Origin of the sequence: Chengkuizengella axinellae (genome assembly GCF_030730905.1) — a bacterium.
Classification (GTDB): domain Bacteria; phylum Bacillota; class Bacilli; order Paenibacillales; family KCTC-33759; genus Chengkuizengella; species Chengkuizengella axinellae.
Map to the genome: position 1 here is coordinate 39,548 of NZ_JAVAMP010000005.1, position 23,837 is coordinate 63,384.

25 protein-coding genes and 1 other annotated feature are annotated in these 23,837 nt (G+C 32.7%); of the genes, 9 read left to right on the forward strand and 16 right to left on the reverse strand.

From position 1 onward, the window contains the following. Positions 1–106: 106 nt before the first annotated feature. Together Q5Y73_RS12345 and Q5Y73_RS24990 are read right to left on the reverse strand one after the other, a co-directional pair. Positions 107–478, reverse strand: a complete 372-nt coding sequence (locus Q5Y73_RS12345) for a cupin domain-containing protein (RefSeq protein WP_305992211.1) — start codon at positions 476–478, stop codon at positions 107–109. 82 nt (positions 479–560) lie between these two features. Further along, positions 561–956 (reverse strand): EamA family transporter, encoded by a 396-nt coding sequence (locus Q5Y73_RS24990; RefSeq protein WP_442548608.1) that lies wholly within the window; start codon positions 954–956, stop codon positions 561–563. A gap of 132 nt (positions 957–1,088) precedes the next feature. Between Q5Y73_RS24990 and Q5Y73_RS12355 the strand changes: the two genes are divergently transcribed. The 4 genes from Q5Y73_RS12355 to Q5Y73_RS12370 all read left to right on the forward strand — a co-directional run bounded on the left by Q5Y73_RS12355 (position 1,089) and on the right by Q5Y73_RS12370 (position 3,964). Further along, positions 1,089–1,649 carry a helix-turn-helix domain-containing protein gene (locus Q5Y73_RS12355; RefSeq protein ID WP_305992212.1) on the forward strand — a complete coding sequence of 187 codons (561 nt, stop codon included), beginning with the start codon at positions 1,089–1,091 and terminating at the stop codon, positions 1,647–1,649. 378 nt (positions 1,650–2,027) lie between these two features. Next, positions 2,028–2,744, forward strand: a complete 717-nt coding sequence (locus Q5Y73_RS12360) for an ABC transporter ATP-binding protein (protein ID WP_305992213.1) — start codon at positions 2,028–2,030, stop codon at positions 2,742–2,744. A gap of 3 nt (positions 2,745–2,747) precedes the next feature. Beyond that, positions 2,748–3,362 (forward strand): ABC transporter permease, encoded by a 615-nt coding sequence (locus Q5Y73_RS12365; RefSeq protein ID WP_305992214.1) that lies wholly within the window; start codon positions 2,748–2,750, stop codon positions 3,360–3,362. A gap of 80 nt (positions 3,363–3,442) precedes the next feature. Continuing rightward, entirely contained in the window at positions 3,443–3,964 is a 522-nt protein-coding gene (locus Q5Y73_RS12370) for an ABC transporter permease family protein (protein WP_305992215.1), read from the forward strand. A 41-nt stretch (positions 3,965–4,005) separates the two neighbouring features. Here Q5Y73_RS12370 and Q5Y73_RS12375 read toward each other — a convergent pair whose 3' ends face one another. Next, the gene (locus tag Q5Y73_RS12375; protein ID WP_305992216.1) at positions 4,006–4,464 is read right to left on the reverse strand and encodes a hypothetical protein; all 459 of its coding nucleotides are present in this window, start codon (positions 4,462–4,464) and stop codon (positions 4,006–4,008) included. A gap of 190 nt (positions 4,465–4,654) precedes the next feature. Between Q5Y73_RS12375 and Q5Y73_RS12380 the strand changes: the two genes are divergently transcribed. From Q5Y73_RS12380 to Q5Y73_RS12390, 3 genes are all read left to right on the forward strand, one after another. Further along, entirely contained in the window at positions 4,655–5,158 is a 504-nt protein-coding gene (locus Q5Y73_RS12380) for a ferritin (protein ID WP_305992217.1), read from the forward strand. 415 nt (positions 5,159–5,573) lie between these two features. Beyond that, on the forward strand, positions 5,574–5,921 hold the full coding sequence (locus Q5Y73_RS12385; RefSeq protein WP_305992218.1) for an ArsR/SmtB family transcription factor: 348 nt from the start codon (positions 5,574–5,576) through the stop codon (positions 5,919–5,921). A 111-nt stretch (positions 5,922–6,032) separates the two neighbouring features. Further along, positions 6,033–6,818 (forward strand): SDR family NAD(P)-dependent oxidoreductase, encoded by a 786-nt coding sequence (locus Q5Y73_RS12390; protein ID WP_305992219.1) that lies wholly within the window; start codon positions 6,033–6,035, stop codon positions 6,816–6,818. 134 nt (positions 6,819–6,952) lie between these two features. On the opposite strand, the gene Q5Y73_RS12395 is transcribed toward Q5Y73_RS12390, so the two are convergent. The 6 genes from Q5Y73_RS12395 to Q5Y73_RS12420 all read right to left on the reverse strand — a co-directional run bounded on the left by Q5Y73_RS12395 (position 6,953) and on the right by Q5Y73_RS12420 (position 12,334). Beyond that, positions 6,953–7,600: a CHAP domain-containing protein gene (locus Q5Y73_RS12395; protein ID WP_305992220.1), complete on the reverse strand. Its 648-nt coding sequence runs from the start codon at positions 7,598–7,600 to the stop codon at positions 6,953–6,955. A 99-nt stretch (positions 7,601–7,699) separates the two neighbouring features. Continuing rightward, positions 7,700–8,023 carry a hypothetical protein gene (locus Q5Y73_RS12400; protein WP_305992221.1) on the reverse strand — a complete coding sequence of 108 codons (324 nt, stop codon included), beginning with the start codon at positions 8,021–8,023 and terminating at the stop codon, positions 7,700–7,702. Between the two features lie 378 nt (positions 8,024–8,401). Beyond that, the gene (locus tag Q5Y73_RS12405; RefSeq protein ID WP_305992222.1) at positions 8,402–8,827 is read right to left on the reverse strand and encodes a cytidine deaminase; all 426 of its coding nucleotides are present in this window, start codon (positions 8,825–8,827) and stop codon (positions 8,402–8,404) included. 65 nt (positions 8,828–8,892) lie between these two features. Then, complete coding sequence (locus Q5Y73_RS12410; protein WP_305992223.1) at positions 8,893–9,864, reverse strand: phosphotransferase enzyme family protein; 972 nt, start codon at positions 9,862–9,864, stop codon at positions 8,893–8,895. Positions 9,865–10,092: 228 nt separating this feature from the next. Then, entirely contained in the window at positions 10,093–11,007 is a 915-nt protein-coding gene (locus tag Q5Y73_RS12415) for a Nif3-like dinuclear metal center hexameric protein (RefSeq protein ID WP_305992224.1), read from the reverse strand. A gap of 50 nt (positions 11,008–11,057) precedes the next feature. Next, positions 11,058–11,284 (reverse strand) — a binding site (T-box leader). A 117-nt stretch (positions 11,285–11,401) separates the two neighbouring features. Next, positions 11,402–12,334 carry a helix-turn-helix transcriptional regulator gene (locus Q5Y73_RS12420; RefSeq protein WP_305992225.1) on the reverse strand — a complete coding sequence of 311 codons (933 nt, stop codon included), beginning with the start codon at positions 12,332–12,334 and terminating at the stop codon, positions 11,402–11,404. A 156-nt stretch (positions 12,335–12,490) separates the two neighbouring features. On the opposite strand from Q5Y73_RS12420, the gene Q5Y73_RS12425 reads away from it, so the two are divergent. Next, the gene (locus tag Q5Y73_RS12425) at positions 12,491–12,997 is read left to right on the forward strand and encodes an SRPBCC family protein (protein WP_305992226.1); all 507 of its coding nucleotides are present in this window, start codon (positions 12,491–12,493) and stop codon (positions 12,995–12,997) included. A gap of 298 nt (positions 12,998–13,295) precedes the next feature. Continuing rightward, positions 13,296–13,556, forward strand: coding sequence for an SDR family NAD(P)-dependent oxidoreductase (locus Q5Y73_RS12430; protein WP_305992227.1), 261 nt, complete (start codon positions 13,296–13,298; stop codon positions 13,554–13,556). A 47-nt stretch (positions 13,557–13,603) separates the two neighbouring features. Here Q5Y73_RS12430 and htpG read toward each other — a convergent pair whose 3' ends face one another. The 7 genes from htpG to Q5Y73_RS12465 form a co-directional block, all read right to left on the reverse strand. After that, positions 13,604–15,481 carry a molecular chaperone HtpG gene (htpG, locus tag Q5Y73_RS12435; RefSeq protein WP_305992228.1) on the reverse strand — a complete coding sequence of 626 codons (1,878 nt, stop codon included), beginning with the start codon at positions 15,479–15,481 and terminating at the stop codon, positions 13,604–13,606. 282 nt (positions 15,482–15,763) lie between these two features. Continuing rightward, complete coding sequence (locus Q5Y73_RS12440) at positions 15,764–18,025, reverse strand: bifunctional 2',3'-cyclic-nucleotide 2'-phosphodiesterase/3'-nucleotidase (RefSeq protein WP_305992229.1); 2,262 nt, start codon at positions 18,023–18,025, stop codon at positions 15,764–15,766. 238 nt (positions 18,026–18,263) lie between these two features. After that, positions 18,264–19,088 (reverse strand): malonyl-ACP O-methyltransferase BioC, encoded by an 825-nt coding sequence (gene bioC, locus Q5Y73_RS12445; protein WP_305992230.1) that lies wholly within the window; start codon positions 19,086–19,088, stop codon positions 18,264–18,266. Between the two features lie 111 nt (positions 19,089–19,199). Continuing rightward, the gene (locus Q5Y73_RS12450; protein ID WP_305992231.1) at positions 19,200–20,207 is read right to left on the reverse strand and encodes an ABC transporter ATP-binding protein; all 1,008 of its coding nucleotides are present in this window, start codon (positions 20,205–20,207) and stop codon (positions 19,200–19,202) included. A 25-nt stretch (positions 20,208–20,232) separates the two neighbouring features. Then, a complete protein-coding gene (locus Q5Y73_RS12455) occupies positions 20,233–21,021 on the reverse strand; it encodes an ABC transporter permease (protein WP_305992232.1) in 789 nt (262 codons plus the stop codon). Positions 21,022–21,024: 3 nt separating this feature from the next. Continuing rightward, on the reverse strand, positions 21,025–21,801 hold the full coding sequence (locus tag Q5Y73_RS12460; RefSeq protein ID WP_305992233.1) for an ABC transporter permease: 777 nt from the start codon (positions 21,799–21,801) through the stop codon (positions 21,025–21,027). A gap of 194 nt (positions 21,802–21,995) precedes the next feature. After that, on the reverse strand, positions 21,996–23,801 hold the full coding sequence (locus tag Q5Y73_RS12465) for an SgrR family transcriptional regulator (protein ID WP_305992234.1): 1,806 nt from the start codon (positions 23,799–23,801) through the stop codon (positions 21,996–21,998). Between the last annotated feature and the right edge of the window lie 36 nt (positions 23,802–23,837).

The window sequence follows — 23,837 nt, forward strand, 5'->3', positions numbered from 1 at the left end:
CACTCTTCGCACAATCCAGTAATGAAAAAACAAAGCGGAATTTAGATTATTCGTTGCAAGTTAAAAAAAGTCTCTGTATGATAAGGAATCGACTTTTTGAATCGATTTAGATCCATACATCATTTTCAGCAGTTAGTTCACCTCTATTTTCACCAGTATTAACGACACCTTTTGGTTCTACCAACATCACATGACATTCTTTTTCAGCATAAGGCTTATGCTCTACACCTTTCGGTATAACATACATTTCCCCTTTGGAGAGTTTTACCTCTCCATCACGAAATAAAATTTTCAATTCACCTTCCATTACAATAAACACCTCATCAGTGTCTTTATGACTATGCCATACAAACTCACCATAAAACTTGGCTAACTTAAACTGATAGTCATTCATTTCACTAATCACTTTAGGAGACCAGTGCTCGTTGAATTTAGATAATTTCTCACTTATATTAATAGCTCGTTCTTGATAATCCATATCATTCTCCTTTAAGATATAAATGTAAATTCTAGACTAAACTACAGATTTAGTTTCATTTGAATTACTAACATTTGAAGCATTATTGTTTTACCATAAAAATTGCTAAGCCACTTAAAATAAGAAAAATTCCTACACCTTGTTTAAATGAAATAACCTCATTTAATATAATATAAGCAAGAAAACAAGTACCAACAACCTCACCTAAAATGCCCATCGAAATAATTGACAACCCAAGTCCCCATTTTTTTGTCAATCGTGTCAATTCCTGTCTGCTTTTAACGCTCAACAATAAAAAAGGGAGTAATACAATTGTTGCAAACAACATTCTATAAAACGCTGAAACAGTTGCAGGTGCGTCTGCTAGTTTTACAAATATAGCGGACGTAGATAATGCAAATACTCCAAAAAATAAAAGCAGATAAGAAAATGATAACGACAAAGACGATCTCAAACTTGCTACCTCCTTTCTGTACATTATAATAAAAAAAGTTTATTATAATGTACATCTAGTATAATGCTTTCATACAGCTAAAAAAAGACATAATCCTTATGTTTAATATGTCAGCACAAAATTTGGATTTTAAACAATATAATAAAGGAGGACCACATGATTAATCATCGCCTTGGTCATACGGTTTTAAGCTATAGGAAGAAAAACGGTATGACTATTCGTGAATTCGCCGATTATGCAGGGATTAGTACTTCACTTATTAGTCAAATTGAAAGAGGACATGCCAATCCTTCTTTAAGTGTATTAGAACTGATTGCACAAGCATTAAATGTTCCTCTTTTCACCCTTTTTATTAACAGTATTGATACAGACTCTCTAATTTCAAGAAAGGAAGATCGTAAGAAGGTTTACCGAGAAGATAACTCTCACGTCGTTTACGATGTGTTAACCCCAGATTTTATGAAAGCTCATATTCAACTATTAATGATGGATTTAAATGCCAATAAAAATACAACAGAGAGCTACTACTCACACAAAAACCAAGAAGAAATTGCTGTTGTAATGAGTGGACAGCTCTATGTTGAATTAGAAGGAATAGAATATTTATTAAATGAGGGAGATGTGGTACGTATACCTCCAAACCTTCATCACCGATTCTTGAATAAAAGTAATAAACCTTGTCATGTTCTATTCATACTCACACCTGCACTCATTTAAAAACCTTTTCTCAACCATCTGTATATTTCAGACGTTATTAGTCTCTTGTTCTAATATAAAAATCACTTAAAAAAATGCTGTATATTGAGTGGATTTGTCATTTATTTCACTCGTTTTATATAACTAATATAAGTTTATATGTAAAAAATGTAACTAACATCATCCCATTGAAGGAAATATCCTGCAACTTTATATTGAGTCATGTTTCTAAATTATTGTTGATCAAAATGACTGAGAATGATATATAAAGACGCTTCTCTTATTATAGAAATGCAGCTCTATAATAACGAATAGCTATTATTTTGAAACATCTTATACTCATCTTACGTAAAGGTTATTACAAAGGATAAATTTGCCAAGTTGGAATGAGGGGTTAATTTGGAATTACTAAATGTTTCAATCAATCAAGCAAACTATAATGATAAACCAAATGTAATTGAAGACATTCTATTTTCTATTAATGAAGGGGAATTGGTAGGATTAATTGGACCAAATGGGGCTGGAAAAAGTACAACGATAAAATGCATCCTTGGTTTAATAAAAAGTTATGAAGGAGAAGTTCAATTTGTAGGTCCAGATAAGAATTACAGTTATATTCCTGAACACCCAATCTATTATGAAAACTGGACTTTATGGGAGCATTTAGAGTTGGCTTCTGCTGCTTATGACATACCACAAGGAAAGTTTGTTACAAAAGCAAAGCAATTAATTCAACAATTTCAGATGAAGGAAGTAATCCATCATTACCCATCTAGCTTTTCCAAGGGAATGCAGCAAAAAATGATGCTGATTATCGGGTTATTAAATTCTCCAGATGTATATATCGTAGACGAGCCTTTCATTGGGTTAGATCCAATTGCTACTCAAACTTTTTTAGAGTATTTGGAAAAAGAGAGAAATAGAGGGGCAGGAATATTAATGTCTACACATGTATTGGATACGGCTGAAAAAATATGTGACCGATTTATTTGTATGAATCAAGGGAAAATGGTTGCAAAAGGAAATCTACAAGAATTAAGGAACCAAAGTGACATGTCAGCTGAAGCAAGTTTATTTGAGTTGTTTTTGAAAAATACAAAGGTTGAGGATAATTGAACTATGTTGTCACCTAATAAATTATTTGTGAAAAGACTAATTTTTGAATTTAAATTTCAATGGAATGTATTTAAATTAGTAGTGGATTGGATTGTAGCGGTTTATATTATTTTACCACTATTGATTTTTATAGGATATCAACATGTTTCCTGTTGGTCAAAGATTCCTTTTTGGTTAGAAAACATCCACCTTTTATTATTTCTAGTTATCACATATATTTTGTTTTTAGCATCTGGGAGACTTCGAACTTTTTTAGAAGACGGGGATCAGTTATTTTTAATTCAATATCATAACTGGGTAAATACGATTAGGACACGGGGAATTGTGTACTCTGTTATATATCATTTTATAAATACTTTATTTGTTTATGCTTTTTTAAGCCCATTGTTCATACATCATTATGATTTCAATGGAATTCAACTTGCTATTTTATTTCTTTTCAGTGTACTTACGAAACTTCTAATCATCACTTCTAAAGATTTGTTATTTTTTCAATTTAAAAAATGGAAACATTTCATAGTTTCAAGTTTGTTATTTGTTTTGGGAGGACTAGGTTACGTTTTAATCATCCATAAATTAATGAACTACATGTGGATTTTCATCCCTTTTTATTCATGACTATACTCATACTCATGATAAAAAGATTACATAAAGAAGGAAGTTTTTTAGATGAGGTCTTTTTAGAACAAGAGGCAAAAATGAAGTTCATATCTATGGTTTTAAAAGATCACGTTAAAAAAAGATGGTTAAAGTGGCTGCCAAGAATTAAACCTATTCTTTTTAAACAATCTCAACAATTATTTAAAAAAAGAACTCCTGTAAATATATTAGTGGAATCTAATATCAAAGCTTTTGTTCGTGATTCTCAGATGATTTTATCCCTTTTACAATACACTTTTTTATGCATTAATGTACTAATTATTACTCCTTATTTCATGAAATGGATTGTTTGGATCGTTATGATTCTATTCTTAGCAGTATGGATAAAAAATACTTTACATATAAAAAATAATTCTTTTATTGAATTTCTAAGTTGGAGGGATGATCTACCTTTTCATGAAGTATTAAGGAAAACCATTTTTATTTTAATTACTCCATGGTATTTATTGATGAGCTTAATCTTTGGATTAATTTTATGTTCGTGGTGGAGTATTCCTGTAATACTAGCAAGTTTTTTCATTTGTTATGTTATATCATCTGTTTTATATTTTTCAAGATGATTGGAAAAAGAGAACATTTAACTCTATGAAGTCATTATTGTTTATTTTTCCACTTCAAAATATAAAACATCATTATTCATATCAAAATAAAAATTTCCAATATAATTTGAAGACTTAATATAACTATTAAACTCCTCGCTAAAAAACCACCCTGTTTCATATATCTGTTCGTATTTTGAAATAAAGGAAGGATTGAAAGTATGCACCTCCTCCCATTCATACAAAGTTGTAATACTTTCTACTGAATGATTTTCAAGGTACACATAGCCTTTCATCCAATAAGAAGTTGGTCCAAAATCCCTTTCTTCAATTGTATCCGCTATCCAATATGTTTTTTCAACATTGTCTAATCTTGGAAACCTATCAACGATCGGCTGTATTTCTGTTCTAAATTGCGGTGTATTATCTGAGTCGATAGAAAGAAAAGAGTCCCAAGCAACAAAAGCTAAAAATATTAATATAAATAGAGATGAAATAATTAAAACTTTTCTAAAGTTCACTGTTGCAACACCTCCTATACTCATTTATACCTTAATTCACTAATGACTTTTATTTGTTTTTGATTATACATCATCCACTATGTATAATTTGAGTAAATTTTCTACTAGTAGGTAATGCTATATAAGAAAAATAAGGTTGTCCAATTCAAGTTTACAATAGTAGATACAGCGTTTAAGGAGAGTTATGATAATGATCAGTGACAAACTACTTCAAGGATTAATTGAGCAAATGAATTTTGAATTTTATTCTGCGCATGCTTACATGGCAATGGGTGCTTATTGTTCATCAGAAAGCTTGGATGGTTTTGCTAATTTCTTTTTAGTACAAGCAGAGGAAGAACGTTTTCATGCAATGAAGTTTTATCATTTTATTAATGCATTAGGTGAGCGTGCATCGATTAGTGGATTTGAAAACCCAAATAATGATTTTTCATCCATCTTAGATGCTTATGAAAAAGCACTTGAACATGAAAAAGAAGTAACAAAACGTATTTACCATTTATCAGACATAGCTCTAGATGAACGCGAACATGCAACCATTCACTTTTTAAAATGGTTTATTGAGGAGCAGGTTGAGGAAGAAGAATTATTTAATACGATTATCCAAAAGTTAAAATTGATTAAAAATGATAGTAACGCGATGTTTATGTTGGATCATGAATTTGCTGAGCGTTCCTTCACACCAGAAGATTAGATTATGGTTTGTTTGTAAAACATAGACTTAGATAATCCCCATTTTTGAACCTAAATATATAGATCAACAATGGGGAATCTTATAATATAAATGAAATGAATAAAACCTTTTAATAATTCCTTTATGCACCACTTCATATTAAATCTAAACCCTTCTCTACTAGTAGTTTTATTTGTTCCCATAATACAGCATCCCTTTCCATGTAAAGTCCACATTGTTCTATCTACTCATTTACTTCTTCACTATTATTGATGTTTTCTATCCCAATAATTACCACAAATAAGTTATTCCCTATCCTCACTCACCAAAAAAAATTCTTTTATTTTTTCTTGACTTCTAATCAAATCCATTTTATACTATGTTCAACAGATTAAATGTTTAACTATTTCGACATTCGAAAATGGAGAAGATAAAAATGACTTCAAATGAAACGAAAACTCAACTTATAACAGCAGTTCATGAACAATTGCAGGATTGTACAGAGGTTTTTCTAGCACTGGCAGACCCTGTTCGTCAAGAAATCATTATGGTGTTAACAAAATATGATACGTTGAACGTCACCCAAATTGTAGAGCAGTTTTCATTATCCCGTCCAACGATCTCACATCATTTAAAAATATTGAGGCAAGCAGGATTAGTCTCAACTCAAAAGGTAGCAACAGAAATCTTTTATACTTTACAAATTCAAGATGCTTTGAAAAATCTGAAAAAATTAGTCGATATATCCGAAGAGATCGAGGATTCGAAGCAAATCTGTGAATAGATTTTCTCCTTTGGGGCAATATAGCCTCAATATTTTTTAATCTAAATGTCGAAAAGTTTAATCATTTAAAAGTATAAACGTTTATACTGAATTAAATTTGGAGGTTATATTATGAAAACAGTTTTAATTACAGGTGCTTCAAGCGGTATAGGTGAGCAGTTCGCTCATATATTTGCAAGTAAAAAATATCGTGTTGTTTTAACTGCGCGAAATGAGAAAAAATTGAACGCTCTATCAAAACAATTATTACAAAAATATCAAATAAACACACTGGTGATCCCTTTGGATCTCGGGACACCAAATGGTCCAAAGGAACTTTATGATGAAATTCAAAAACAAGGGATTGAAATAGATGTTCTAGTTAATAATGCTGGGTTTGGATCTTTTGGATATGTACACGAGCAGGATATCTCTGAACAACTGAATCTTATTCAACTAAACATAGCTTCATTAACACATTTAACGATGTTATTCCTTCCTGATTTTGTTAATAAAGAGCGTGGAAAAATTTTAAATGTTGCCTCCACTACATCATTTTATCCAGTTCCATTAATGACTGTTTATAGTGCTTCAAAAGCTTTTGTGCTTTCGTTCAGTGAATCCTTATCTACTGAATTAAAAGGTACAGGAGTGACAGTGACCGCTTTATGCCCAGGTAACACTGTTACAGGATTCCATGAAAGATCAAAAACAGAAAATCTAAAAGCGATTAATAACAGTACCATGAATGCCTCAATGGATGCTAAAAAAGTGGCCTACATTGGATATGAAGCACTTATGAAGGGAAAATCTCATGTGGTACCTGGATTACACAATTGGACCATGACTAAATTACCTCGGATTTTACCTAGAGATACAGTTACAAAAGTAACAAAGAAGGTGCTTGAACAAACATAATAATCATATCAATTACATAAACCCACATTCTATGGAAAATAAAAGAATCCATTTTGAAAGAAAGGTTGATCAAAATGGATTCTAAAACATTGTTGTCGACTAGTGAATTATTCTTTGATTTTTCTACACAGTATTTAAATGATAGGATTATACTCACCATCGAAATGAAATTCATATTCATTATCAATTCGAATATAGCCTAGAATGTTGCGTTCCCTACATCTACTAAAAACGCTTGAATAGTTTTCATTATCTTTGTTCCCTTCTGCGACAAGAATTTCTTGGTCTTCGTAATCAAGAACAATTCCAATATGGTCGTGAGAATTATTGGATAAAAGTTTTTCATAAATAACTATGTCGCCTCGTTGTGGTCTAAAGTTCTGGTCATCATAATAAAAAAATCCAGTTTCGGGTAGTTGAGCCCACTTAAGTATAGCACCTACACCAGCTAGTCGATACTTAGCGTTTGGATAAATTGTCGGCAGCAAAATTCCTGCCTGCATACAGCAATGATATACGAATGCCGCACACCAATTCTCTTTGAGTACTTTATATATATCGAGATCAGGCCAATAATGGCAAATTTCCCTATACAGTTTATCTTCTGGAATTCCAATAATGTTTTGACTTGCTAGTTCTTCTGAAATGTCGGCTAACAAATTTCGTTTATCTTTTCTGTTTGTTGTATTATTTTCATTATGATTGGTTGGAACTACTTCTTCAAATTGGCCCTTTGAAATGGATAATTCGTCAAATACATTATGAATTCTTTGAACATCCATATGGGATACGGTGTGATCCAAGTTATGAAAGAAATTATTGAGCATAATAGCATCTTTGATTAATTCGTCGTATGAACCATGTACTTTCCCACGCTGATTCTAGTAGAATATTGCGTGAAGTATAGTGAGTTGTTCATCCTTAGAAAAAATATTTAAATCTCTTATGATAGGTCTAACGGTTTCAGCACTATTAATACCGGGAAAATAACTGATACCAGTTTTATAGAAATAATAGTTGTGAAGCAAACCTGTGATAGCCGCAATTTCTGTCTCTAATCCTCTCTTCATTGCAAGCATCGAAGCGAAAGATGATACTCCATTAAGTTGAGCATAAGCTTCTTGTCTATTAACTAAGCTATCCAAATTCAGTATTTCATTAACAAGTACACGAATACTTTCAAGTCTGTTTTTTGAGCTATTCACAGATTATCCCACTTCCTATTCCACTTTATTTCCTTGACCAAACTTGACCTTTAGTTTAGGAACATTTTTTTTCAATCTCACATTAATTTTTAATATAACATCCATTTTTGTTTTGCCTAATAGCACTTTAATGGCTATCTGGAAGGAGTCCTCTGCATTCGTATAATTACATTCAAACAATTATAGATCTATTCAATTAAAAGCGAAGAACATGCCTTTTTTCTAACGATACATTTGATGCAATTATTAGTATTGGTTCTTTTGGAATGACAGGTGATGAAAAAACTCAGAATCTTTTTCTAATACATAAGCTTTGATAGTTCTAAAAAGCATCCTTCTTGAAGAAGCGCGCCATCTTGTGGAATAATGAATAACTTATTAAATTTCTCGACTGTATTTTAGAGGTATTAAGGAACCAATTTTAACTTTAACTAACTCTTCATTCAGATTTATAATTACAAAACAATCTGGTGAATAGTCAGAGATTAACTCCCTGCACATTCCACACGGACTTACTATTTTAAGTTCCCTATTCACTTCATCAGAATATGGATGTCTAACAGCCACAATTGTATCAAATTGTTTCTCTCCATTAGAAATAAGCGTTCCAATTGCAATCGCTTCAGCACAAACAGTAACTCTTCCAACATAAGCTTCTATATGTACGGCAGATACAACATTCCCAGAACTAGTGCGTAATGATGCTCCAACATGATGTTTATCATCCTCATAAAGCTCGATTATCTTCTTTTTAGCTTCATCTATTAATTTAAAATCTTCTTTGGTTAGTGAATATATTTCCATAGCAAATTTCTCTCCTAGGTATTAATTAGATTTTAAAATTCAATAAATACGAGTATGATATTATGTTATTTAAACAAAAATGACTGACCGTTAAGATACTTACTGCAATATTCTCTTACAAACATTGGAACAGATTCAGATATCCACTCAAACTCCTTGGGGTTTGATGAATGTGTCCCATACCCCCTTATGACTTGCCATAAGAATAAGGATTCAAGATTCCTCTGATTATATTGTGTTAATTGTCTTTTCCTTAAATAGGCGTCAATAAAAAATCTTCTATTGTCGGATTCCAGATGTAATAAAGTCTCAGCAATATCAAACATGTAAAATCCAAAACCACACACAGAAAAATCAATAGGCCTCACTTCGTCTTTGTGCACTACATAATTACTTTCATGTAGATCTGAATGAATCAACCCCCATGATTCTTTCGTTTTATTAAGTTTATTTACATTTTTTATAATCTGATCTATCGTTTTTTGTAAAATATCAATATCATATTCTTGTACGATTTGTTTCTCTTGTAGTGCTTTCAGTTTTTCTAATGAAGATCTTAAAGTACTTGTATTAAAATTAGGTCTTTTAAAGTCCTGAGGAATATCCCAACTGCAAGCATGTTCGTGTAAAGACACCATTACATTTGCCAACGCTCTAACTTCCTTTTCATTCGGTTCTCTATCAAGTATTTGTCCCTCTACCCAAAGAACTAAGGTTGCACTCATTGCAATATCATCAACACTAATAACGGTTACATAGTCTCCATGAATATTATGTACTGGTTTATTAGTGACTATCTCAGTTTCTTCATTTAATGCTTCAAGCCATTTTAATTCAGACTGAATGATCTCATTTTGAACTATATTGTGATCATTATGATCATGTAGTTTTAGTAGGAATTTCCCCTTGCTTGATTCCAATTTAAAAGTAATTGAGTCTCGTTGTCCTAAAAAGGTTAGTTTCCCTTTATAATCCGGGTAACTTTCTAATGAACGAATTGCTATTTTTTGTAGTACATCTTTATTATATGCAGTCATTTTGATTCTCCAATCCTTAAAGAAGGGTTTAAATCTTATTAGTCCTTGTTAGTTAAGTACATATTTCACACACTCGCTTATATATTTTAACATAAATCTCCATTGCCTTTGAAAAATGAGTTCCTCAACAATATGGCCCATTTATAAATAAAGACGCATCTCTTGACAAGCAATAATCATTATAAAATCATAAATAATGGTGCTTTTCTACTAGAGAAAAGCACCACATTATAACCACCATTTATTTTGTGGTATTAGTACCACGTTCAAGTTAAATTTATCTTTAAACCATCTATACATAAGAGTTTTCTTCACTAAATATTCTGATGCAGAATGTGAAACACCAATTAGAGACATATTTGTTTTATTAGCAAAATCTTTTATTTGTTGATATCTTTCTTTTCCATAATCATTATCTATATGGCAATGTATTTCTCCAGATATATAAGCTTCGACTCCTTTTCTTTCAGCTTCTTCCATCCAATTAACTTTGTCACCACAACCTGCAATCACAGCAACTTTTTTTACAACAGATTTATTAATCCCTTCAAAATCTACGTACGGAATTTCAAATATACACTTTAATTGTTCAATTAGCTCAATAGTATTAGTCGTTTTTATATCTCCTATAATACCAATATCACCATGTTTTTCATTATGTATAAACCGTTCTGTTACATCTATTCCAAGTTTTTCAGCTATCGCCTGACTAGTTCCTAAAGTTCTATGGTAGTCCATTGGTGCATGACAAGTATATATAGAAAGTCCCTTATCAACTACACGTTCCAATAAAGATTTTTCTATATGAACAAAACCTCTTCCCCACTTTCCACGTGGATCTCCACACTCCATTGTAAGAGGATGATGCATAAATAATAGATCGCCTGGATCTCCCATTTCTATAAATTTTTCTAAAATTTCTGCTGTTGGGAAAACTGCTAGAAATACATTACAAACGGAAGAATACCCCTTAATCATTAGTCCATTAAATAATTCAATAAAATTGGGTTCAAATATCTTTTTCCAATTTATATCATTATTATATGCTTTAGGTATAAATCTACTGAAAGCAGGATCCTTTCCAAATTCATTAATTTTAAATTCACGATTCAAAGAGCTTACTATATCCACTAGCTGTACCATTAAAATAACCCCTTTCTTATTTTCAAAATAAAAAACACGTAATCATCCTGTATTAGGACGAGTACGTGTTTTACCCGTGGTTCCACCCAAATTCACATTATCTTATTAGATAATGACTCATTTTAACTGTATCGTAGTAAACGGTACCAACTACTAAGTCCTTCATCAGTACAGCTCCAAGGTGGTAAATTCATCTTTTAAATTAGGAAGTTCGCAGCTTTTCTTCCCTCTCTGAAAAATTCTCAAGAAAAATCCATGTCCTTATCATTGCCTATACATATTTATTATTAAAATAATATACTATCATTTTAATAAACGTCAATAAGACCAAGAATAAAGATTTTTGTTCACTTATATTTTGAATGTCTAATTAGTAACATGTCTGAAAATAAAATTAATCATAATACATTTTTTTTATACTTTCTATATGTTCTAAAAGCTTTGCTCTAATTTTTTCAGGCCCAACACACCTAATATTTTTTCCAAAACTTAACAAAGAATTATAACTATGCGCATTATCCGTAAATGGCATTTTGGCCTTATATGTTGTTACTCCAATTTTCTCAATATTTTTTTCACCACATCGCTCAACCATTCTTTCCAAAATTGAATAATCAAACTCAACATCAATAAGCATCATCTGATTCTTTACCCAGCCATTAACATCATTTCGCTGAGGAATAAATTCTCTTTTTACAAATGTTTGATCAGTAACTTTTAACTCTATCATTCTAGACAACTTAAACATTCTAAAGTCACTTTTTTCCAAACAGTATCCTTCCAAATACCAGGCAGACTCTTTTAATAATAACCTGTAAGGTTCAACACTTCTTGATGAAGGCTTATTACGTCTATTAATGTAGTTAAACCATATCACTACTGATTTTGAAAGCCCATATTTTATTTTTTTTAACTTTTCTTTAATCTCACTATGACCAATCCAAGATAATAAATCAATTGATACCTGCCCCATCGCATCATTAAACTCATCTGAAACCTCTTCTGGTACCAAACTCTTTACTTTCTCTAATGCCGCTTTTAAGCCATGATCATCCATAGCAGACTCGATTCCTTTTAAACCTACCAATAAATGCGTAATCTCTTTCAACGAAAAGTATTGCTTATCTAATTTAAAAGCTTCATCAATATAAATACCGCCATTCAAACCTTGGGCAGTCATTACTGGAATACCAGCAACTAACAGCGTATCTAAATCACGATAAATTGTTCTAACACTCACTTCAAATTTTTCAGCAAGTATCACTGCAGTTGTTTTATTGGTATTCATCAATATCATCAGAATAGCTATCAAACGATCTATTTTCATATCTTTCTCCTAATATTTTAAATAAACTTGACAGACTTATGTCAAGTTTATCATGTTATAGTTATTTTAAACAAGCAAATAGGAGATATGATTGAGAAATGAGGAGTTATCATACAATTATGTATCAATTTAATAATCTAATTGGAGGGGTGTATTATGGCACATCACGTTAAAAATATAATGAGAGTTCAGGTTCCATCAACAAAAATTTGGGAAGTATTGAGGGATTTCAGCAGTCTTGAAAGATTCGCACCAACTATAGAATCATCTCCCTTAGTAAATGATAAAAGTTCGGGTCTAGGTGCAAAACGATTATGTACCTTTCATAACGGTTCAAATTTGATTGAGGAAATTATTGAATACCAGGAAGGTCAAAGTTTCAAAATTGAAATTTCTGAGCATTCGATGCCTCTAAAGAGTCAGCATGCTGAAATGAAAGTGGAAAAGGTTGATGCAAATACTAGCGAGATCAGTATGTCAGTGGATTTCGTGGTAAAAGGAGGTCCGTTCGGTTGGTTAATGGGATTTTTTATAATGCGACCCTTAATGAAATGGGTAACTAAAAATATTTTGACTGGTTTAGCATATCATTCTGTTACTGGGAAGTTAATCAGTAGCAAAATGCCTCCTAAGGAAGAACTGACTTTAGTGATAAAAGGTTAATTCACAAAGATTTAATGAACCCATCCCTCGTACAAACCTTTCAAATATCCATGTTAAGAGTTTCTCATCAACCGTCACAATATCAATCGATAACTCAAGTTTGATCGATTCTTTTATGGCTTAGTGAAAAAACTAGAGTTGGATTTTATATACTATCCACCTCTAGTTTCTTGTTAGTCCTACTACAAATTCACAATCTCCATACTAATATTAACCATGAATATCTAGTTTTTCCCAAAATCAAAAAGACGCCTTATTAAAACTAGTTATTGAACATCCTTTCAACATTATACAATATGTGAATGAGAAATCGATTAATGACATTTTTGCTGTTAATGTAACTGGGCCGACAATGCTTGCGGCAGCAGCCATTCCATTCCTAGAAGAAACAAAAGGTTCAATAATCAATCTATCTAGCACATATGGAAGTAAAGCTGCTGCAGGCTTATCCCTTTATGGAGCAAGTAAGGCTGCTGTAGTATTGAGTACGAAAGCAGTTCAAGAGCTTGATCAACATTCACTAGAGAGTCGGTCAATTTTTTATGATAAAAACAAATAACCCACTCTACTAGAGTCGGGTTATTGTTATGTTCAGCGTTTCTTATGTTAAACCATGATTTTACAAATATCGTTTGTAAACTCTACAGGATCGTTGATGGATAAGCCTTCAATCAATAAAGCTTGATTGTACAATAGGTTTGTGTAGAGATTTAATTTATCTTTATCATTTGAATAAGCTGTTTTTAAGGACTGGAACACCTCATGATTTACGTTGATTTCCAACACTTTTTCCGCTTTTACACCTTGATTGTCAGGCATCTGTGCTAATATTTTTTCCATTTCTATGGATAATTCACCTTCTGAAGACAAACAAACTGGGTGATTTTTTAGTCTCTTAGATGCTTTTACATCTTTTACTTTATCAGAAAGCACAGATTTCATTGCTTCAAACAGATCTTTATTTTCGTTTTCTTCTTCGGATTTATTCTCATTTTCTTCTGATTCAATACCTAAGTCACCGCTTGATACAGACTTAAATTCTTTTTCTTTATAATTCATCAACATCTTGATCGCAAACTCATCAATATCTTCTGTAAAATAAAGAATCTCATAGCCTTTGTCCAATACTAATTCTGTTTGTGGAAGTTTTTCAATTCTGTCAATGGACTCACCAGCAGCATAATAAATAAACTTTTGATCTTCAGGCATTCTGTCAACGTATTCATTTAAGCTTACTAACTTCTTCTCCCTTGAAGAGTAGAACATTAATAAATCTTGCAGTACGTCTTTGTTTGCACCGTAATCGCTATAAACACCATGTTTTAATTGTCTGCCAAAGGATTCATAGAATTTTTCGTATTTCTCTCTTTCATCTTTTAACAAGCTTTGCAGCTGACTTTTTATTTTATTCTTAATGTTTTTAGCAATTAGTTTTAATTGTCGATCATGCTGAAGCATTTCTCTAGAAATATTAAGTGAAAGATCTTCTGAATCAACCATCCCTTTTACAAAGCTAAAATAATCAGGAAGCAGGTCAGAACACTTATCCATGATCAATACACCACTTGAATACAACTCTAATCCTTTTTCATATTCTTTCGTGTAATAATCAAACGGAGTATTTTCAGGAATAAATAAAATCGCTTTATAAACTACAGTTCCATCCGCACTAATATGGATATGTTTCAGTGGTTTGTCGTAACCGTAATGTTTCTCAGCATAGAAGTTTTCGTAATCTTCAGTAGTAAGTTCGTTTTTATTTTTTCTCCAGATAGGAACCATGCTGTTTACAGTTTGTTCTTCAATGAACTCTTCAAGTTCATCTTCACTGCCTTCTTTAGGTCTTTGCTCTTTTATATCCATTTTAATTGGATATCTAATAAAATCAGAATACTTTTTAATAATAGCTTTCAAACGATGCTCTTCAAGATATTCATCATATTGCTCATCTTCTGTGTTTTCTTTTATTTTTAATGTAATCACGGTACCTACTGTATCTTTTTCTGCTGCAACGATTGTGTAACCATCTGCTCCTTTAGATTTCCACTTAAACGCTTCTTCACTGCCTAAGGCTTTACTGATCACTGTAACTTCATCTGAAACCATGAAAGCTGAATAAAACCCAACACCAAATTGACCAATAATATCATGTCCATCTTTTGATTCATTTTCCGTTTTAAATGCTAATGAACCACTTTTAGCGATAACACCAAGATTTTTTTCGAGATCTTCTTTTGTCATACCGATCCCTGTATCTGTGATCGTTAATAATCTCTTTTCTTTGTCTGCTGCTACTTTAACAAAATATTCTCCTTTATTAAAGACTAATTCATCATCCGTTAGCGCCTTGTAGTATATTTTGTCCATTGCATCACTTGCATTGGATATGAGCTCTCTTAAAAAGATTTCCTTTTGAGTGTAAATGGAATTAATCATCATTTCCAACAGTCTCTTAGATTCTGCTTTAAACTGTCTTTTTGCCATGAATAGGTACTCCTTTCAAATTTAAAAAACCATATTGAACCTTGATCATTTTGGGTCTTACAAGTTCTTTGTCCTATTTTTATATAACACATCCTAAAAATGGATGTCAATAAGTAGTTTATAGGAAAAATCTCCAAAAGGCTATAGAAGCATAAAATACATCTAAAAACCAAAGAAGTTTAGTACATCTTAGCAGGTGGATGAAAGGTTCAATCGTTCAGTGTAAAAAAGCCAATTCTACCAATAAAGGTAGAATCGACTTCATAACAAAGATCATAGAAATTATGGAAGTGTTAATGTTTGTCCCGGAACGATCAAGTTAGGATTGTTTCCAATCACTTCTTTGTTCTTTTCATAAATTAACTCCCATTTAGAGCCATCACCTAATTGAGCTGTAGCAATCTTCCACAGGTTGTCACCAGATTGAACAACATAAGTATCTACTGTAGCAGGCTCTTCAACAAAAGGTGGATCAACCGTATCTTCAGTTGTTGTTTCTTCAGTAGTTTCCTCTGCTAGTTCTTCAACAGGTGGTTCTTCAGTCACTTCTTCAGTTGTTTCCTCTGAAGTCTCACCACTACCTAGCACAATTGAGAATTTAGCGAAGCCACTTTCTCCAGTTTCAACATAACTCAAACGATCATCTGCCAAGTATTTTTGAGCTTCAGGTGAAGTTTCAAACGTTACATTTACATTGGCATCAATTGGAGCGAATGTCCAGTTCATATCTGCAGATGGATTAATCGTTTGTTTTTCTAAAATATAATTGATTATAATTTGACGGTTTTCATCTGGAGCTTCAATAATCACTTTCTCACCGCTAATTCCAGGGAAGTTACCACCGCCACTCGCACGATAGTTGTTTGTTGCTACAATGAATTTCTGGTCTGCTGTAACAGGTTGTCCTTCAAACTGTAAATTGACAATACGACTGCTTTCTTCATTTACAACATTACCTTTTGCATCATATTTTGCGGGTTGAGTTACATCAATTTCGTAAGTTACACCATCAATCACGTCAAAGTTATATGTTGGGAAATCATTATTAATTAACGCTTGCTCATCTTGAATAGATGGATCGATTTGATTGAATTGCCCTGCAGACATTTCCAACCATTGTTTTAAATCATCACCATTAATAAGAACAGCTTGCAAAGTATTTGGATATAAATATAAGTCAGCAACATTTTTAATAGCAATTTCACCAGCAGGTACATCTGTGTAGTAGCTTACGCCACCTCGTCCACCAGCTTTGAATGGTGCACCTGCAGATACAACTGGAATACCATCATACTCTGTACCTTGAATGAATTTTTCAACATACCATTTTTGTGCATTTGTAACAATTTGAATCGACGGATCATCTTGAACTAATGCAAAGTAACTATTAATTGGCGCTGTTGTTTCTCCAACCGCACTTCTTACCCATTCAATCGTTGCATCATGGTCTTCTTGTACTGCTTCAACAATTTCAGGATCAGCCTCAACTAAAGGTGTTTTAGTATCTTTATCATATATTTTTTGTACAGAGGATTGTGAAGAGTTTATTACCCATTCCCCATCTACTTTTTCTAATTCAAAATCAATCACACCTAAGTGATCTCCCCAGAAACCAGGCATAACTGCAGAAACACCATTAATCGTCCCAGCTTCTACATCCACTCCTTCAATGTCAGCATAAGAAGCACTTGGGAAGACTTTATGAGAATGACCGAAAAGAATAGCGTCAATGTCTTCTACTTTACTTAACTCAAATGTAGCATGCTCCTGCAAACCCTCTTCTGTTTCTTGCCCAATTCCAGAGTGAGGAATAGCCACGATGATATCTGCACCCTGCTCCTTCATTTCAGGTACAAATTTTTCAGCTGTTTCAATGATATCTTTTGCAATCACTTTACCTTCTAAATTCTTTTTATCCCAACTCATGATTTGGGGAGGAGTAAAACCAATCACACCTACTTTTAACGTGTGTGTTTCACCATCTTCATCCACCACTTCACGATCTAAAATTAAATATGGCGTAAAGTAGTTTTCATCGTTTGTTGGATCGTCATCTTGATCGTCAATATAAACGTTTGCATTTACGTATGGGAAATTTGATCCGTCTAAACTCTTTTCAAGGAAGTCCAATCCATAGTTGAACTCATGATTTCCAATATTACCTGCATCATAATCCAATAAGTTCATTGCTTTATAAACTGGATGTGTTTCCCCTTCTTCTAGTTCATCAATTTTAGCTACATAATCCCCTAATGGATTTCCTTGAATAAGGTCCCCATTATCAAATAAAAGGCTGTTTTTCGCTTCTTCTCTAGCTTGTTTAATTAGTGAAGCTGTTTTAGCTAGTCCAAATTCATTCACTTCCGTGTCTTTATAATAATCATAGTTTACGAGATTCACATGAATATCTGTAGTTTCCATGATTCTTAGCTTTACAATGTCTTTATTTTCCTCTGCTAATGCTACAGAAGGCAATGCAGAAGGGATAACAAGTCCTAACGCTAGTGCTGTGTTCAACACTAGTTTTTTCTTTGACTTTTTCATTTTTATAAACTTCCTTTCAGTATTAAAGTATGTATTATAAAGAGAATCTTGCTTTCAGTGGGAGTTTTTATATCTCCCGCTGAAAGTTAGATGACCTTATCAGGTGAAATTATGCTGTTTTCTCCCCTTGAAGAAGAGGGAGTCTTACAGCATGAGAACGTGATAAAACCTATATTAATGATATTCAAAGACATATTCAAGTACATAAAGTACCATATTTCAATGATTATCAACACAATTATTTCTCATAAATTCCAAAACATAGATGATAAGTAGCTTGAATGCCTTTAACATCAGAATAATGCTCTGTATAGTACTTTTCCATATTTAAAATCATTTTTCGATTTACTCCCATGCCTGATTGAGAACCCCCAGCAACACTAGCATTCCCTGCTCCTACTCTTTTGACATGGTACATAAACTCACGCACACTATCATATTGCTCTACGATTCTTTCTTCTACTATAGAAACTTCATGCATATGCTGAGAAAATAGTTGGTGCCAGCTGTTCAAACTCATAAATTTCTGTCCATGTTGTTGATGCGTTATGTTCATCTTCTTTTCAATTTCATAAAAAGAAGTGTGCAGCTCATGAAACGTATCTGGACCAAAGGTAGAGAATGCGAATACCCCTTTATCATTTAAGCAATTCATATACTCTACAACGGTTTGTTCAGGTTCATTAAACCATTGGAAAGTAGCGTTTGAAATAATCAAATCGAAAGATTGCTCAAATGGATTTTGAGTAATGCTTTCTGCATCCATCACATAGAAATTTATGTCCTTATGCATCCCTCCTATTTTCTGCTTGGTTTGTTGAATCATAGATTCAGACAAATCTATCACAGAGTATTTTGCATTTGGATAGTTCTCAAGGAGTAATTTCGTGAGATTCCCTGTCCCACAGCCAATTTCCAATATGTTAGAATATGATTTTGATGCATTATTGTTATTTAATTGCATCAACTTCATTGCCATTTCCTTTTGAACTTTGGCATATTGATCATATTCCATTGCATGTCGACTGAAATTTTTACGAACAAGTTCTTTGTTGATGGTCATGAATAAACTCCCTGTTTCAAAATTAAAATAGGCTTGTACTAAACTATTTTATCATTATAAACAAAATACTCCCACCTCATTTAAGTAAAGTGGAAGTAAAATAAAGAGAATCTAACTAACTACTAAAGATTCCTTTGAAGCTTCCGGTGTTTGATATATTTCCTGAATCATTTCTTCTAACTGAGGTTCATCCATATGTATATCTTCTATTTCTCCCCAGTTTTGCATCATATTCAATACATCCATCGCTTTCATTTGATGTCGGTTATATTGGATTGTAATGGTTGAATTTGTCCTTTCAATGATCTGTATCATGTTATGGTGAATAGTTGGAGTTTGGAAGTCTCCTACAAATGAAACCTTCATAATCGTAGGCAATCCTATATCATTTCTTAACTGCGGAATTGAATCATTATATACAATCTGACCATCATTAATGACAATCACTTTTTCACATAACTGTTCTATATCATCCATATCATGCGTTGTTAACAAGACCGTTTTCTTCATTTCTTTGTTTAGTGTTTTTAATAAACCCCTAATCTTTTTTTTCGCTATCACATCTAACCCAATTGTAGGTTCATCAAAAAATAAAATTTCTGGATCATGTAAAAGTGAAGCAGCGATATCTGCTCTCATTCTTTGTCCTAAAGAAAGCTTTCGTACTGGAGTATGAATGAATTCGTGTAACCCAAGTAGTTCAGTTAATTGAGACAACCGTTTCTCTGTTTCCTTTTTATCTAATTTATACATGACAGTTAAAATATCATACGAATCAATCACAGGGAGATCCCACCACAGCTGTGTTCTTTGGCCAAATACGACTCCTAAATGACGAACTACCTTCCTTCTTTCCTTGTGAGGATTCAATCCCATGATCTTAACTTCCCCTTGAGTTGGGTGAAGGATACCTGTCAGCATTTTAATCGTTGTAGATTTCCCTGCACCATTTGGTCCAATATAACCTACAAAATCCCCTTCTTTAATCGTAAAGCTAATTTCTTTTACAGCCTCTTTTATAATGTATTCACGTGAAAATAGTGTCCTTATCCCAGAGAACCGTCCTTTTTTCACAACTGGGATCTTAAATTGTTTTTGAATTTGACGTGCTTCGATCATTTTATTTCTCCTTATTTCTATTTAATTAGCTTCCCGTACTTTGATATCGTGAAAGTCCTATTTTCCAAAACCTCAGACTGAGCCACAAGCATAAACAAGCTACCATTATTGTAGCTCCAATGATCCAAATTCCTACATCTTGTTTTAAAATATATAAAGCTGGTAAGTAATTGATGAATCCTAAAGGCAGTATGGTTAGAAAAATGCCTTTCAACCAATTAGGATATAGTGATAAAGGATATCTAACCGCATTCATGGCGGCATCTTCTGTTAGGTTTTGAAGCATTTCAACTCTAGTAAGCCAAAAACCGAGGGTAGACGTGGCCAGTCCGATAGAAAACAAGATGATGGATCCAGCTAAAATAATCAATATAGTGATTGGAATTATCCATAAATCTACCTGTCCAATACTATGAAAATGTTGAATACAGATCAAAATAATAAATGTACCTTGAAGGAGTTCCCCTATTAGAAGGAAAAAGTTTTGAGACATTAAAGTAAGTAGGATCGGAATAGGACGAATAAAAAACGAATCCAAATCACCGCTAACGAGGTATTTTTCTAAATGATGTACGTCAGATGCAAACGTGCGGTACAACGTTTTAGACAACAAAATAACAGAGTATAAATATCCTACTTCATATATGCTCCAACCTTGAATTGAATTAAACTTCAATAAAACAAACGCGATCATCAAAAATTCAGAAACATTAAGTAGCATCGCCATTAACATTGAGAAAATAAAATTAAACTTATATTGCAGCCGACTTTTAATGCTGGCCCTGATTAACATAAAATACATACGCATTTCCATCTATTACCCTCCCTGCACTTCTAGTTTTTTTCTCATAATAGAAGTTGCAGCTAGGCATAAAACCGTAAAAAATATACACCATGCTACAGAGCCTAGTAATACAGAATAACTTTCATACCCTAAATAAATTCTAGTAACATAATATTGAATGTAAGGATACGGTGAGTACATACTTAACTGATAAAATACGCCTGGCAACCATTCCACGGGAATAAAAAAACCGGATAGCAGCATGCTAAAGGCATAATTCACCCAAAATAACCATTTGGATTCTGTTGTCCACAATGATACAACACCAATTAAGTAGTTGATGCAAATACAAATATATCCTGCTAATATAAGAGCGATTGCTGTCCAAAAATAAGTAGAAAACTGCTGAGGAACTTGAAGAGAAAACAAGAAAAAATAAATGAAATAAATAGGAAGAAATTTATATACAAATTGATAAAAAATCTGTCCCCATTCCTTGCTCATTAAATGATAGAACAAATGAACAGGACGCATAAGGTCTAATGAAATCTGACCTGTCCGAACGGATTGCTCCATTCCTAAACTATTTGTGATAAACAATGTCAACCACAAACAGGCTTGATTAAAAGCAACATATGTGATCATCCCCTTTACACCATATTCTCCTAAAGAGTTACTTTCACCAATACCGATCCAAATTGAAACGTACACAAATCCAAAAATGAAACTAGCGACATTATGTACGAGATGCGAGCTCCGATACTGCAAATTTCTCGCATAGTTCTTTTTTGCTAACATAGCAAACAACATAAAAACACCTCCATCTCAATTATTTTCATTGAAAAATAATGAGCGGAAAATGCGCAGAGAAGTATATATTACCAAAAACAAATTGGGATTGACAAGAGTTTTTTTTACTAAAAAAGTGAGTATTGGTTTTAGTTAAAGTTTTCATATCTTCTATTACTAGTAGTTAGATGATCATATCAAGTGAATACTGGCTTTTATAAAGAACTAAACCATAATTTCCGATAGTCTACCCATCCAAGTGCATTTAGAGAGACTCCCTTCAAGTCAGCATGATGCATCGCATTTTGCTTGCTGTGATATAAAAATAGAACAGAGTAGCTTTCACGAAGCTCTTTTTCAATATCATTAAATATACCCAAACGTTTTGACTTATTCGAAGTTTTTAATAATTCCGCTATTTTATCATCTTTCATTTTTTTATATTGATCACTTAAAAACTGATGAATAAAAGAGGAGCTCATCTGAAACATATCAAAAATATCTAATTGTAAATTCTCACCAAACACTTCCCCTGCTACAATCATATCCGCCTGTTTCATCACCTCGAATTTTCTCAATTGTTCTATAGGATGTATAGAGATTTCAAGATGGATTCCTAATAGTGCTGCTTGTTTTTGAATCCAACTAGCATCCTCTTCATTAATGTGCAATTCATAAGTATATAAATGAAGGAGCTCACCTTTATATCCACTTTGATTTAACGCTTTTCTAGCCAGGTCTATATCATAATCATCTATATATGAATCCATCTGTTGATTTGGTAAAAATCCACTAGCAGGCATATGTCTTCTTTCACCTAATTTCTCTATCATTAACGCCCTATTCATAACATGATGCATGGCTTTTCTAAAGTTCCCATTTTGATGTGATCCTTGTTTTTGCTGATTAAATACTAAATAAGTACAGCCATTCTCAATACTGTCTATTTTATTCAAATCTTTATTTTTACTTATGGAATTTGACCACATATGCAAATGTTTAAATTCTTCATCAGCAAGTAATATTTTTTTATCTTCCTTATAATTCGGCCATACCCAAACTTCGATTTGATCCAAGTGAGCTCTTTCTTTGAAATAGCTCTCATTCACTTGCAGAATGAACATAGAGTCATCATTTTTTTCCACAGAAAATGGACCCGTACCTATCGGAAATGTAGCAAAACGATCATATTTATGTAAATCATCAGGTACAATAGACAATCTATCTGTACTTAGGAAATCTATAAATAATGCATTCGGTTCCTCAAGTTCAATACGGACAGCATACTCATTTACACAGGTTATTTTTTTGACATCTTTCATCATCCACCTATGTGGAGATTTCGTAGCTGGGTCTTGGATTCGTCTCACAGTGTATGCTACATCTGATGACGTGAACGGTTTTCCATGATGGAAATGAATTCCTTTCCTCAAGAAAAATGTCCATATTTGATTGGATTCATCACTTGTCCAATAGTGGGATAGATGAGACTCGAGCTCATCCGTTTTTTCATTGAATACAACTAATGTATCAAAAATCTGACCGATCATATGAACTTCAGTTCTACGCCCTACAAAAGCTGGATCTAAAAATGGGATAGGTCTGTAAAATGGAAATCTAAGAATGTCCATCGACTTCGCCTGATCTTTTTGGATATGGTATCCTAGTTGGTTTTCTAACCAAATATAAAAGAGACCTCTTCCTTCTGAACTTATGTTATAGGTTTGTAAAACGGAGTTTGCACCTTGCAAATCACTTTTTAAAACCATATTTTTAGCGAGCTCCATGATCAGATCATCTTTCTCTTTTAAAAATGTCACCTTAGAAACATTTCCTCGCCCTCTTCCAGGTGACCACCTGATCCACTTTCGATCTTCCATTTTTCTTAAAAGAAAATTAGTATTTCGTTTAGTGCTATGTAAAACCTCACTGATTTGATCTAATTTCACTTCAATCCACACGTCATTTTCAACTGTGTAAAAATGATTCCTTAATCGAAGATAATGCTCTTCTACTAACATATCTTTATCACATCCTATATCGCATTTATTCTTATA